The following is an 11,967-nucleotide window of genomic DNA, read 5'->3' on the forward strand; positions in this document are numbered from 1 at the left end:
GTTCTGGGGAATGCGCCGTGGGTGGGCGTGTCGGGGTGGGAGGCAGGGTGGGGGCTGGGGTGGGTGGTGGTGGAGATGATCGTGTAGGGCTCGGCGGGGTCGAGGGCGCAGGTGCGGAGGCGGGCGGTGAGGTCGGCGGGGTCGGCGCCCGTGAGGGCGGCGGTGACGAGCTGGGCGGCGAGCCTGCGTTCGACGCGGCGCCCTTCCTCCATGCGGGCCCGCTCCAGCGCCACGAAGGCGGCCAGTTCGTAGCCGAGGTCGGCCCGGTCGAGCAGGTCGCCGTCGCAGGCGAGGGCCCAGGCGGCGGCCCGGGGCCCGCGTCCGGCGGCGAAGAGCGTGTGCCCGCCGGCCAGGCAGGGCAGCCGGGGCGCGGTGAGGAAGGCGCGCGCGAGCCGTACGGGGTCGTCGGGAGCGCCGGCGACGACCTGGCCGGTGGCGGAGACGACGGCGCCGGTGACGCCGAGTTCGGCGGCGGTGAGGGCGAACAGTTCGGGCAGCCCGGCGCCTTCGGCGACGGCGGCGACGAGCCGCCGGTGGCGGCCGAGGGCGTCGCGGGCGTCGCCTGAGAGGCGGGGGGCGACGAGCTCGGCGAGGGTGCGGAAGGAGGTCTCGGTGGGCACGTCGAGCAGCGGCAGCCCGGCTTCGCGGCAGGCGTCGACGAGGTCGGCGGGGACGTGCCCGAGCCGGGCCTGGCCGGCGCCGAGCGCGGCGACCCCGGCGTCGGCGAGGGCGGTGACGAAGGGGCGGGAGTCGGCGGCGGTGTGCCACCACATGAGGCCGGTGAGCACGAGTTCGCCGCCGGACAAGTAGCGGCCGGGCTCGGGCAGGTCGGTGATGTGGACGGTGCCGAACTCGCGCCCGGCGTCGCCGGTGAGCAGCGTCAGCCGCAGCTCCTCCATGGCCAGCAGATCGCATATCCGCACTTGGAGGAATATACAAGGCGGCCGGTGAACCGCTTACCGTGATTTCACTCCGCGCGCATTCCGGGGCCGGTCGGCCGGTGCTCTACTCGAAGGATGACGGAGCTCGGACGATGACGGAGACGGCACGGGCGTCGCGGCACGGCGTGGGCGAGAGCGCGCGGCGGCCCGACGCGGCGCTGAAGGTGCGGGGCGAGTTCGCGTACGCGTCGGACCTGTGGCTGGAGGGCATGGTGTGGGGCGCGACGCTGCGCAGCCCGCATCCGTCGGCGTGGATCCGGTCGATCGACGTGGGCCCGGCGCTGGCGATCCCGGGCGTGCGGGCGGTGCTGACGCACGAGGACGTGCCGGGCGAGAAGTTCTACGGCCTGGAGCGCAGGGACCAGCCGGTGCTCGCCATCGACCAGGTGCGTTATCAGGGCGAGCCGGTGGCGCTGGTGGCCGCCGACCATCCGGAGACGGCGCGGCGGGCGGTGGCGGCGATCCGGGTGGACTACGAGCCGCGCCCGGCGGTGACGGATCCGCGTGAGTCGCGGGAGTTCGTCAGGAGCCAGCCGGTGGTGAAGGGCGACACGTTCGAGGCGGAGGTCGTGGTCACCGGCGAGTACGAGGTGGGCATGCAGGACCAGGCGTTCCTGGGCCCGGAGTCGGGGCTGGCGGTGCCCGCGGACGACGGCGGCGTGGGCCTGTTCATCGCCACGCAGTGGCTGCACGTGGACCGCGACCAGCTCGCGCCCTGCCTGGGGCTGCCGCCGGAGAAGGTGCGGCTGACGCTGTCGGGGGTGGGTGGCGCGTTCGGGGCCAGGGAGGACCTGTCGATGCAGGTCCACGCGTGCATGCTGGCGCTGCGGCTGGACCGGCCGGTCAAGATCGTGTACGGGCGGGAGGAGTCGTTCTTCGGGCACGTGCACCGGCATCCGGCGCGGATGCGCTACGAGCACGGCGCCACGCGCGACGGCCGGCTCGTCTACGTCAAGGCCGACATCCTGCTCGACGGCGGCGCATACTGCTCCTCCTCCCCCGCGGTCGTGGGCAACGCGGCGTCGCTGGGGGCGGGCCCGTACGAGGTGCCGAACGTGCGGGTGCGGGCGACCGGCGTCTACACGAACAACCCGCCGTGCGGGGCGATGCGCGGGTTCGGCGCGGTGCAGGCGTGTTACGCGTACGAGTCGCAGATGGACCGGCTGGCGGAGGCGTGCGGGCTGTCGCCGGTGGAGATCCGGGTGCGCAACGCCGTCTCGCAGGGGTCGGCGCTGATCACCGGTCAGGTGATCGACTCGCCGGCGCCGCTGGCGGAGATGCTGCGCGAGCTCGAACGCTTCCCGCTCCCGCCGCCCGCCGGGAGCGACCTGCGCGGGCTGCCGGGCGGGGTGTCGCAGACCACGCACGGGGAGTCGGTGCGGCGCGGCGTCGGCTACGGGGTGGGCATCAAGAACATCTGCTTCTCGGAGGGCTTCGACGACTTCTCCACGGCGCGGGTGCGGGCGGAGCTGGTCGGCGGGGAGCCGCACGTCACCGTGCACACGGCCGCCGCCGAGGTGGGGCAGGGGCTGGTGACGATCCAGGCGCAGATCGCCCGGACGGAGCTGGGCGTGGACGACGTGACGGTGGCGACGGCCGACACGTCGGTGGGCTCGGCGGGCTCGTCGTCGGCGTCGCGGCAGTCGTACGTGACGGGCGGGGCGGTGCGGGAGGCGTGCCGGGCGGTGCGGGAGCGGTTCGGCGGGCTGCCGGCGCGGGAGGCGCTGGCGATGTTCGGGCCGATCGAGGAGACGCGCGAGTACCGGCACCGGCCGACGTACCCGCTGGACCCGGCGACGGGGCAGGGCGACTCCCACACGCAGCTCGCGCTGTGCGTGCACCGGGCGGTGGTGGACGTGGACGTGGAGCTGGGCCTGGTCAAGGTGGTGGAGCTGGCGGCGGTGCAGGACGTGGGCCGGATCCTGAACCCGCAGGCGCTGGAGGGCCAGATCCACGGCGGTTCGGCGCAGGGGCTGGGGCTGGCGCTGATGGAGGAGATCCGGGTGCGTGACGGCGTGGTGCTGAACCCGTCGTTCACCGACTACCTGATCCCCACCATTCTCGACATGCCGCCCATGACGATGAAAATCCTGGAAAATCCGGACCCGGCCGCGCCGTACGGATTGCGCGGCGCAGGCGAGCCTCCGACGCTTTCCTCCACCCCGGCGATCGCGTCGGCGGTGCGCGCGGCGACCGGGCTCCGGTTGACGCGCGTTCCGATCAGACCCGAAGATATCGCCTTGGTTCAAGACGGGGAGGGATCCTGATGACGGACGCGCGTGAAGCGGCCAAGGCGGAGTTCACACGGTTCGACGCCGACGGCGACGGCCTGCTGACGGCCGAGGAGATCCGGAAGGCCAACGACGCCTTGGGCGGGCTCGGCGCCTCCGAGGCGGAGATCGAGGCGTTCATCGCCTCGGCCGACCGCGACGGCGACGGCCGGATCGGGCTGGAGGAGTTCGCCGGCCTGGTCGGCGGCGGGCGGCACGAGCAGGCGTGATCACGTCCCCCGCCGGGTAGGCCACCCGGCACTCCCCCTTGATCGCGAAGGGGGTTGGCGGTGCTCGACAGGTTCTTCGAGCTGTCCGGGCGGGGGACCACCGTCGGCCGTGAGGTGCGTGGCGGCGTCACGACCTTCATGGCGATGGCGTACATCATCCTGCTCAACCCGATCATCCTGGCGGGCGCGCAGGACGTCACCGGCGCGAAGCTGACGATCGCGCAGCTCACCACCTCGACGGCGCTCGCGGCGGCCATCTCGACGCTGCTCATGGCGGTGGTCGGCAACGCGCCGTTCGGCCTGGCGGCCGGGCTGGGGCTGAACGCGGTGGTCGCCTACCAGGCGGCGCCCTTCATGACGTGGGCGCAGGCGATGGGCCTGGTCGTGCTCGAAGGCTTCGTCATCATCCTGCTGGCCGTCACCGGGCTGCGCACCCTGATCATGAACGCGATCCCGCTCGCGCTCAAGCACGCCATCAGCGTCGGCATCGGGCTGTTCATCGCGCTGATCGGGCTGGTCGACGCCGGGTTCGTCGCGGCGGGCAGCGGCACGCCGGTGCAGCTCGGCGCCACCGGCCACCTCACGGGCTGGCCGGTCGCGGTGTTCTGCTTCGGCCTGCTGCTGATGATCGTGCTGTATGTGCGCCGCACGCCGGCGGCCATCCTGATCAGCATCGCGGTGACGGCGGCCCTGGCCGTGCTGGTCAACTCGGTGGCCGAGATCGAGCCGGGCGCGTGGGGCGTGGTGACGCCGCACCTGCCCGAGCGGCTGATCGCGGCGCCCGACTTCGGGCTGGTGGGGCAGTTCGACCTGTTCGGCGGGTTCGCCAGGGCGGGCGTGGTGACGGCGACCGTGGTGCTGTTCACGCTGGTGCTGTCCGGGTTCTTCGACGCGATGGGCACGATCATCGGTGTCAGCGACGAGGCCGGGATGGTGGACCAGGTCGGGCGGGTGCCCCGGCTGGGCCGCATCCTCACGGTCGACGGCGTCGCCGGCGTGGTGGGCGGCGTGTCGAGCTCGTCGGCGAACACGGTGTTCGTCGAGTCGGCCGCCGGTGTCGGCGAGGGCGCGCGGACCGGCCTGGCCAGCGTCTTCACCGGGGCGCTGCTGGCGCTGACGCTGCTGTTCACGCCGCTGGCCGCCGTGGTGCCCGCCGCCGCTGCCGCCCCGGCGCTGGTGCTGGTCGGGGCGCTGATGATGACGCAGAGCCGGAACGTGCCGTGGCAGGACCTGGAGCTGGCGGTGCCGGCGTTCCTGACGATCGCGCTGATGCCGTTCACGTACTCGATCACCAACGGGGTGGGAGCCGGGGTGATCTCGTACACGCTGATCAAGGCGGCTCGGGGCAAGTTCGCCGAGATCCCGTGGCTGCTGTGGATCGTGTCGCTGGTGTTCCTGGCCTACTTCGGGATCAACGGGCTGGAGGAGCTGTTCGGCTAGCGGATGTCGCCGGAGTTGCAGGCGATGCCGTTGCCGTCGACGTCGGTGTACCACTCGTACTCGGCGCGGAAGCCCTTGCTGTAGGGGCCGTAGCCGCGCGCGACGGCCTCCTTGCAGCTGTCGAACTTGGGGTCGAGGGCGCCGTCGGCGGCCGGGTTGCCGGTGTTCGGCTGGCCGGTGTCGGGCTGGCCGGTGTTCGGTTGACCCGTGTTGGGCTGGCCCGTGTCCGGCTGACCGGTGGTGGGCTGGCCGGTGTCCGGCGGCGTGGTGGCCGGAGGGGCGGTGGCCGGGGGCGCCGTGGAGCCCGCCAGGCGGGCCGCCAGCGTCTCGGCCTCCGCCTTGGCGAAGCCGACGATACTCAGGCTGTCGCCGTCCATCGCCTGCGTGACGATCGGCGCGGCGACCACCGTCCGCGGCACCAGCACGACCGCCACCTGCCGCTGGTCGGTGACCTGCTCGTCGATGAGGTCGACGAGCTTCTGCTTGAACGCCGGCGCGACGGCGATGCGGACCGAGTAGGTGCCGTCGGCCTCACGGATGGCCTCGATCTCCTGCACGGCGTTGACCGTGACGCCGTCCTCCAGCAGGTAGCACGTGGTCTGCGTGTCGTCGAGCGCGGCCTCCTCACCCGGGCAGGGGGCGGCCTTGGTCTCGCGCACCGGGGCGAAGTGGATGGGCGTCGGCAGCCGCTGCGGCGGGGCGCCGCCGAGGAACGGGCTGTCGGGGCTGCGGGTCATCAGGACGGCGATGGTGCCCAGCACGCCCGCGATCAGCACGACCAGGACGAGCGAGACCGTCAGCACGACGGTGGTGAGCCTGCTGGCCCGCGGCGGCCCCGGATCGGCGGGTGGTGGCTCTTCCGGCTTGTCCAACGTTGACGACCCCATCCTGACGTCCGTGCTGCCGGTGAGCTTATCGAGGACGACCGGATGCCGGGTAATCAGCCGAATATTTCTCGCATGTCCGTCCACACCGGGCAAACGGCCGCCCGGCCGCTACGGGCGGGGTCATCACCGGCGGCCGTCCGTCAGGATGGCGAGCAGGTCACCGTCGCAGGAGAGCGCGGCCTCGCGCAGGGCCGCGACGCGGGCGCCCTGCTCCCGTTCCGGCACGGCGCGCAGTTCCGGCCACGCCTGCTCGACGAGCGCGTTGAGCTCCTGGAAGACCGGGTCGGCCGTGGGGGCGGCGACGTCGCCCATGAGCCAGCCCGCCGCCATCCTCCGCGCGGCCTCCTCGCGCAGCCGGCCGTCGAAGTCGTCGCCCCTCAGGCTGTGGCAGGACGGGGTCCCGGCCCCCGCTAGCAGGTGGCGCGTCAGCTTCTCCCCGGTGCTCCGCGCGTCGCGAACGTCGAAGTCCACGTACACGATCCCGGCGTCCCTGGCGGGCGGGTGGTGGACCGCGTCGCGCTCGGCGGACTCGCGCACCTGGCGGGGCGGGCCGGGCAGCCGGGCGAGCAGCCGCAGCGCCTCCTCCCCCGGCCCGGCGACCACGGGCAGGAGGTCCTCGTGCGCCCTGGTCACGCAGACCCGGCCGGAGCACACGGGCTCGGCGGCCGCGTTGACGACGTAAACCGGCTCGGAGCCGGACGGCAGCAGCGGCAGCGCGACGGCCGCGCCGAGCACAGCCGGAAGCAGGGCGGCCGGCCGTGCCCACGGCCGCGTGGCCGCCAGCAGCCCGAACCCGGTGGCGGCGACCCCGAGCAGCCACACCGCCTGCCCCAGGCTGACCCACCCGGACAGGTCGTGGACGAGGCTGCGCGCGTTGTCCAGCGCCGGCGCCAGATACGCGACCTTGGGCACGACCTCCTCCTGCCACAGGCCCACCACGGGGAACATGGCCAGGAGCGTCGCGATCGCCAGCGCCGGCGGCGTCAGCACGGACGGCAGCGTCCGGGCGGCGCCCAGGCCCAGCCAGCCCGCCGCCACGAGCGACAGCGCCCCCACCGCCACGACGGGCGCCCAGCCCAGGTGGAAGACCCCGCCCCCGGCCGCCACCTGCACGGCCCCGACGCCGTACAGCAGCAGGTACGCCGCAACCAGCGCGATCGCCAGCGCCCCTGCGGTCGCGGCGGAGCGCTGCCAGGCGGGCCTGGGCGTGGCCGCCAGCAGCTCACCGGTGCCCGCCCGGCGGTCGCGCAACCCCTGCAGCGCCCCCGCCCCGACGACCAGCGGCAGCAGGAAGAGCAGCAGGTGACGCTCCCACAGCGCGGCCGCGCTCCACTGCGCCGTCCACCTCTCCCCGTACGCCGTCCAGGGCCCGGTGAGCCCGAACAGGAAGGCGAGGGCCACCAGCAGGAACACCGTTCCCGCCCACACCGCGATGGAGCGGCGCAGCTCGATGCGGAGGATCCGGCCGCTCACCACGCGCCCCGATCGTCGCCGGGGGCCGCCAGCAGCGCCGAGTAGCCGCGCTCGATCGGGCTGTCGCCGACGTCGCCGGGCCCGCCGGCGGCGGCGAGCCGGTCCGGCGTCCCCTGGAACACCAGCCGCCCCCGCGCCATCAGCACGACGTCCGAGCACGCGGCGGCGACGTCCTCGACCAGGTGCGTGGAGACCACCACGCAGCTGTCGGCGCCGAGCACCTGCAGCAGCTCGCGCAGGCGCAGCCGCTGCGCCGGGTCGAGGCCGACGGTCGGCTCGTCCAGCAGCAGGACGCGCGGGTCGTTGACGATCGCCTGGGCGATCCCGGCCCGCCGCACCATGCCGCCCGACAGCGTCCGCATCCGGTCGTCGGCGCGGTCGGCCAGCCCCACCCGCTCGATGGCCCGCTGCACCGCGCCGGGCACCTCCCGCTTCGGCATCTCCTTCAGCCAGGCCATGTACTCGACGAACTCCCGTACGGTGAACCGCTTGTAGTAGCCGAACTCCTGCGGCAGATAGCCGATGGCGCGGCGCAGCTCCCGCCGGCCCGCCTGGGCGGAGGCGTCGGCGCCCAGCAGCGTCAGCTTCCCGCCTGCCGGGCGCAGCACCGTGGCCAGGGCCCGGATGAGAGTCGTCTTGCCCGCGCCGTTCGGGCCGAGCAGTCCGTGCACGCCCGTGCCCAGCGCCAGGTCGAGGCCGTCGACGGCCATCGTGCGCCGGCCCGCCCGCACCCTCAGCCCGTCCGCCTGGATCTCCCAGGCGTACGTGGCCGGCGCGATCTCCGCCGCGCCCACCGCGCGTGTCATGAAAGTGTCCTTCCGCTCGTTCATCGATGTGCGTCCAGCAGGGAGTAGGCGCTTCCGCGCGCCAGCACCCCGGCGATCCCCAGCGCGGCGAGCGCGCCCCACACGGGCACGCTGCCGGGCTCCAGGGCGAAGGAGAGGCGGCTGAGCAGCGTCGTCGGCGCGACGATCACCACGGCCCACACGCCCGCCAGGACGGCGGCGGCGCGGACCATCCCGACAAGCCCGCCGAGCAGGAGCGTCCCGGCGGTGAACGCCAGGCACGGCAGCAGCCACAGCGCCACCATGACGCCGCTCGCCCAGCCGGCGGCGGCCAGCACGGGCAGCACCACGGCGAGCACCGCCGCGGTGCGCCGCGCCAGCAGCCCCAGCCCGGCCCTCGGCGTCGCCGCCACCACCTCGTACGCCGGATCGATGGCGCGTCCCCACGCGACGGCCACGCCCGCCACGGGCAGGACCGGCGCGACCAGCAGCACCAGGGACACGCCGCCGGGGGCCGGCCGTTCGAGCGCCACGCCCAGCGCCGTCACCAGCACCGTCATCAGCACCCACGGCGCGGTCACCGGAGAGGCCCAGCGGGCCCACACCGGTCCGCGCCGCCGGGGCGCCGGGGCGACGCGTCCCAGCCGGGGCCGCAGCTCGTCCCACACGCCGCCGACCAGCGCCGCCACCTCCGGCGCCGCCGCCCGCGCCAGCCGCTCGCGGCACGGCGCGCACGCCTCCAGGTGCGCCTCCAGCGCCCACAGCTCGTCACCCGCCAGCGTGCCGCCGCGCGCGTAGCCGGTGATCTGCCGGTCGGACGCGTGCGCGCCATCCCAGGATCCGCTCATGACAGCGCCTCCCGTACGATCTCCCGCAGGTTCTGCCGCATGGCGATCCGCGCACGCCTGGCGCGGGTCTTGATGGTGCCCTCGGGCACGCCGAGCAGCACGGCGGTCTCGCGGACCGACAGGCCGTCCAGGACCATCGCCTGCAGCACCTGCCGCAGCTCCGGGGCGAGCAGGCGCAGCGCGTCGCCGACGTCGCCGCCGACGGCCGAGGCCAGCGCCTCCTCCTCCGCCGCCGGCGCCGTCCCGGTCAGCGCCGCCGCCGGGGGCGGCTCGGCGTGGTGCGCCCGCCGCCGGAACGCGTCCACCAGCCGGCGGGCGGCGATCGTCCACAGCCAGCCCACGGCCGTGCCGTCGGCCGCCACGCCCGCGAACGCGCCCGCCGCCCGCCACACCGCCAGGTACGTCTCCTGCATCACCTCGGCGACGATCTGCTCGTCGGCGCAGCGGCGGCGCAGCCGCGTCGCGATCCACGGCGCGGTGCGCCGGTAGAGCTCCTCGAACGCCGCCTGGTCACCCTTGGCGACGCGCCGGACGAGCTGTTCCTCGTCCGGTGCCTTCCTCGACCTCACACTTCACAGACGCCACGCCCTGCCCGCCCGGTTCTCGCCGGCCGGTGACATGGGTCACACCCGCTCGGCCACGTCCTTGAGATGGCGGTTGCGCAGGACGATCAGCTCCTCCATGTGACGCCGCAGCACCAGCGCCTCGGCCACCCGCCCCAGCGGCCCCAGCGGCGCGGCGAAGTCGATCACGTCCCGCATGAACGTGCCGCCCTCGCCGTCGTCCTCGAAGTGGTGCGCGTGCCACCAGCGCCGGAACGGGCCCGCCACCTGCTCGTCGACGAAGTACGCGGGCGGGTCGCAGGCGCTGATCAGCGACGTCATCCGCCAGCGGAGGCCGAAGTGGCGCGCCTCCCAGGTGACGCGGTCGCCGGCCGCGAGCTGCCCGGAGGTGACGCCGCCGACGGCCCGCTCCCCCGAGCGGGCCATCGAGGCGGTGTGCAGCTCGACGGAGAGCGACACGTCGAAGACGCGCGGGGGCGGGGCGAGGATGCGCGTGGTCACCTCGAAGCGGGGCATGCCGCGGAGCCTAGCGGGCGGCACGCGAACGGCCCGCGCCCCCGGAGGGAACGCGGGCCGCCGGTGTCGATGGCGTGCTGCCCGAGGGCCTTACTGGGAGGCCGAAGGGCTGACCGAGGGGCTGGCGCTGTCGTGCGGCGTCTGCGTCTGCTGCTGCGGCTCCGGCGGGAGCGGCGCCTCGTCGGCGGTCGTCTCGACCGCCTGGGGGCCGCCGCAGGTCGCGCCGGGCTCAGGGGTGTCGGGGCCGTTCTGGTACTTCTTGATGAACGCGCCCAGCTTCGGGTCGCCCGGGTCGGTCAGCTTGAGCTGGTGCCCCCAGGAGGAGACCACGATCGGCGACGGCAGGTTGGGGAACGGGCTGACCAGCATGTAGTCCTGCTGCCCCGTCGAACCGGCGACGTCCTTCAGCTGGTCGATCTGCGCCTTGGGCAGGTCGGGCCGGTAGGTGATCCAGATGGCGCCGTGCTCCAGCGAGTGGACGGCGTGCTCGGAGTGGATCGGCTTGTCGTAGACCCGGCACAGCTGCCAGTAGTTGTTGTGCTCGCCGCCGACCGGCGGGGTCTCCTTGTACGAGACCGTGTTCCACACGTGCTGACCGGCCTCGTACTTGACGCTGGCGACCCCGTCGAGCGAGGTCTCCTGTGCGCGTTTGACCAGGTAGAAGCCGACCACGCCGACGAGCAGCACGATGACGAGGCCGCCCGCGCCCCACATCAGAAAGGCTGCACGGCGCTCCTTGCGCTTCTGCGCGGCCCGCATCTGCTGCAGATGCTCGCGCCGGGCCTGCGCCTTCTCCTTCGTCATCGTTCCTCCATCGGCGTACCAACTTGGGTCACCCTATGCCCTCCGGGCGTATGCGGAGAATAAGCGGCGTATAAGCATGCGATCACAACCGCTCGCGCAGGTGGGTAACCTGGTCATGCCATGGAGAAGCCCGCCGGAAAGCCGCTGTTCGCCGTCCTCGCCGTCCTCGTCGTCGTGGTCGCGGCGGCCTTTCTCGTGTTCGGGGGCCGGGGCACGCCGGGTGAGACGTCGGCGGAGGCCGGCTTCGCCCGCGACATGGCCACGCATCACGCGCAGGCGGTCGACATGTCGTTCACGATCCGCGACAAGAGCGAGTCGCGCGAGATCCGCAACCTGGCCTTCGACATCATCAACACGCAGGCCAACCAGCGCGGCATGTTCCTGGGCTGGTTGCAGCAGTGGGAGCTGACGCAGGCGACGGACCTGCGGCCGATGGCGTGGATGAGCGGTCACGGTCACGGCGCGCAGCAGCCTCAGGGCGGCGCGATGCCGGGCATGGCGTCGCGGGCGGAGCTCGACAAGCTCGGCGAGCTTCAGGGCACGGAGGCGGAGGTGCTGTTCCTCCAGCTGATGATCCGCCACCACGAGGGCGGGGTGCAGATGGCGGAGGGCCTGCTCAAGCTGTCCGACCGGGCCGAGGTGACCGGCATGGCCCGCAAGATCGTCGAGGGGCAGTCGGGCGAGATCGACCTGATGACGAAGCTCCTCGCGCTCCGGGGCGCGCAGCCGTTCCCGACGATCCTGAAATGAGCTGATGGGCGCCGACGCGGTCGTGGTCGGATCGGGCCCCAACGGGCTCGTGGCGGCCGTGACGCTCGCCTCGGCCGGGCGGCGGGTGCTGCTGCTGGAGGCCGCCCGGAAGTTCGGGGGCGCGCTGCGGTCGGCGGAGCTGACGACGCCGGGCCGGGTGCACGACCTCGGCGCCACCGTGATGGCGATGGCGCTGGCCTCCCCCGCGATGCGCGGCCTCGCGCTGGACGGGGTGGAGTTCGCCCATCCGCCGGTGGTGGCGGCCCATCCGCTCGACGACGGCCCGGCGGTGCTCGTGCACCGTGACGTGGACCGCACCGCCGAGGGCCTGGGGCGTGACGCGGGCGTGTGGCGGGCGATCGTGGGGGCGGCGGTGCGGGCCGGGTTCCCGCTCACCGACCTGCTGCTGAAGCCGCTGGGCCCGTGGGAGCCGCGGCCCGCCGCGTTCGCGGCGGCGGCC

At 73.9% G+C, this 11,967-nt stretch carries 13 protein-coding genes; 5 read left to right on the forward strand and 8 right to left on the reverse strand.

From position 1 onward, the window contains the following. Positions 1-923, reverse strand: a 923-nt coding sequence (locus KME80_RS47720; RefSeq protein WP_219518911.1) for a PucR family transcriptional regulator ligand-binding domain-containing protein, incomplete at its 3' end; no start/stop codon positions are given. Between the two features lie 110 nt (positions 924-1,033). Here KME80_RS47720 and KME80_RS47725 point away from each other — a divergent pair. Genes KME80_RS47725 through KME80_RS47735 form a run of 3 tightly spaced genes read left to right on the forward strand, consistent with a single transcriptional unit; the run spans position 1,034 to position 4,881 of the window. Next, positions 1,034-3,208, forward strand: a complete 2,175-nt coding sequence (locus KME80_RS47725; protein WP_219518914.1) for a xanthine dehydrogenase family protein molybdopterin-binding subunit — start codon at positions 1,034-1,036, stop codon at positions 3,206-3,208. After that, the gene (locus KME80_RS47730) at positions 3,208-3,441 is read left to right on the forward strand and encodes an EF-hand domain-containing protein (RefSeq protein WP_219518917.1); all 234 of its coding nucleotides are present in this window, start codon (positions 3,208-3,210) and stop codon (positions 3,439-3,441) included. The genes KME80_RS47725 and KME80_RS47730 overlap by 1 nt, the downstream gene beginning before the upstream one ends. Positions 3,442-3,501: 60 nt before the next feature. Then, positions 3,502-4,881, forward strand: a complete 1,380-nt coding sequence (locus tag KME80_RS47735) for an NCS2 family permease (protein WP_219518920.1) — start codon at positions 3,502-3,504, stop codon at positions 4,879-4,881. Here the strand turns inward: KME80_RS47735 and KME80_RS47740 are convergent. From KME80_RS47740 to KME80_RS47770, 7 genes are all read right to left on the reverse strand, one after another. After that, the gene (locus KME80_RS47740) at positions 4,878-5,753 is read right to left on the reverse strand and encodes an excalibur calcium-binding domain-containing protein (RefSeq protein WP_219518923.1); all 876 of its coding nucleotides are present in this window, start codon (positions 5,751-5,753) and stop codon (positions 4,878-4,880) included. The two genes, KME80_RS47735 and KME80_RS47740, sit on opposite strands and share 4 nt — an antisense overlap. Positions 5,754-5,891: 138 nt before the next feature. Further along, on the reverse strand, positions 5,892-7,244 hold the full coding sequence (locus KME80_RS47745) for a hypothetical protein (protein WP_219518926.1): 1,353 nt from the start codon (positions 7,242-7,244) through the stop codon (positions 5,892-5,894). After that, positions 7,238-8,047 carry an ABC transporter ATP-binding protein gene (locus KME80_RS47750; RefSeq protein ID WP_219518929.1) on the reverse strand — a complete coding sequence of 270 codons (810 nt, stop codon included), beginning with the start codon at positions 8,045-8,047 and terminating at the stop codon, positions 7,238-7,240. The genes KME80_RS47745 and KME80_RS47750 overlap by 7 nt, the downstream gene beginning before the upstream one ends. 20 nt (positions 8,048-8,067) lie before the next feature. Continuing rightward, positions 8,068-8,874, reverse strand: coding sequence for a zf-HC2 domain-containing protein (locus KME80_RS47755; RefSeq protein ID WP_219518932.1), 807 nt, complete (start codon positions 8,872-8,874; stop codon positions 8,068-8,070). Beyond that, complete coding sequence (locus KME80_RS47760) at positions 8,871-9,443, reverse strand: RNA polymerase sigma factor (RefSeq protein ID WP_219518934.1); 573 nt, start codon at positions 9,441-9,443, stop codon at positions 8,871-8,873. The genes KME80_RS47755 and KME80_RS47760 overlap by 4 nt, the downstream gene beginning before the upstream one ends. A 54-nt stretch (positions 9,444-9,497) precedes the next feature. Continuing rightward, positions 9,498-9,953, reverse strand: a complete 456-nt coding sequence (locus KME80_RS47765; protein WP_219518938.1) for an SRPBCC family protein — start codon at positions 9,951-9,953, stop codon at positions 9,498-9,500. A gap of 90 nt (positions 9,954-10,043) precedes the next feature. Then, entirely contained in the window at positions 10,044-10,757 is a 714-nt protein-coding gene (locus KME80_RS47770) for a thioredoxin-like domain-containing protein (RefSeq protein ID WP_219518940.1), read from the reverse strand. A gap of 120 nt (positions 10,758-10,877) precedes the next feature. Between KME80_RS47770 and KME80_RS47775 the strand changes: the two genes are divergently transcribed. After that, on the forward strand, positions 10,878-11,507 hold the full coding sequence (locus KME80_RS47775; RefSeq protein WP_219518942.1) for a DUF305 domain-containing protein: 630 nt from the start codon (positions 10,878-10,880) through the stop codon (positions 11,505-11,507). A 4-nt stretch (positions 11,508-11,511) separates the two neighbouring features. Beyond that, the coding region (locus KME80_RS47780) for a phytoene desaturase family protein (protein WP_219518946.1) at positions 11,512-11,967 on the forward strand (456 nt) is incomplete at its 3' end.

Source organism: Nonomuraea ceibae (genome assembly GCF_019396325.1).
GTDB lineage: Bacteria > Actinomycetota > Actinomycetes > Streptosporangiales > Streptosporangiaceae > Nonomuraea > Nonomuraea ceibae.

Excerpts from the sequence above, each read along its gene's own strand:
- KME80_RS47725 (WP_219518914.1), top strand. The coding sequence starts at position 1,034 with ATGACGGAGACGGCACGGGCGTCGCGGCACGGCGTGGGCGAGAGCGCG.
- KME80_RS47730 (WP_219518917.1), top strand. The coding sequence starts at position 3,208 with ATGACGGACGCGCGTGAAGCGGCCAAGGCGGAGTTCACACGGTTCGAC.
- KME80_RS47750 (WP_219518929.1), bottom strand. The coding sequence starts at position 8,047 with ATGACACGCGCGGTGGGCGCGGCGGAGATCGCGCCGGCCACGTACGCC.
- KME80_RS47755 (WP_219518932.1), bottom strand. The coding sequence starts at position 8,874 with ATGAGCGGATCCTGGGATGGCGCGCACGCGTCCGACCGGCAGATCACC.
- KME80_RS47765 (WP_219518938.1), bottom strand. The coding sequence starts at position 9,953 with ATGCCCCGCTTCGAGGTGACCACGCGCATCCTCGCCCCGCCCCCGCGC.
- KME80_RS47770 (WP_219518940.1), bottom strand. The coding sequence starts at position 10,757 with ATGACGAAGGAGAAGGCGCAGGCCCGGCGCGAGCATCTGCAGCAGATG.
- KME80_RS47775 (WP_219518942.1), top strand. The coding sequence starts at position 10,878 with ATGGAGAAGCCCGCCGGAAAGCCGCTGTTCGCCGTCCTCGCCGTCCTC.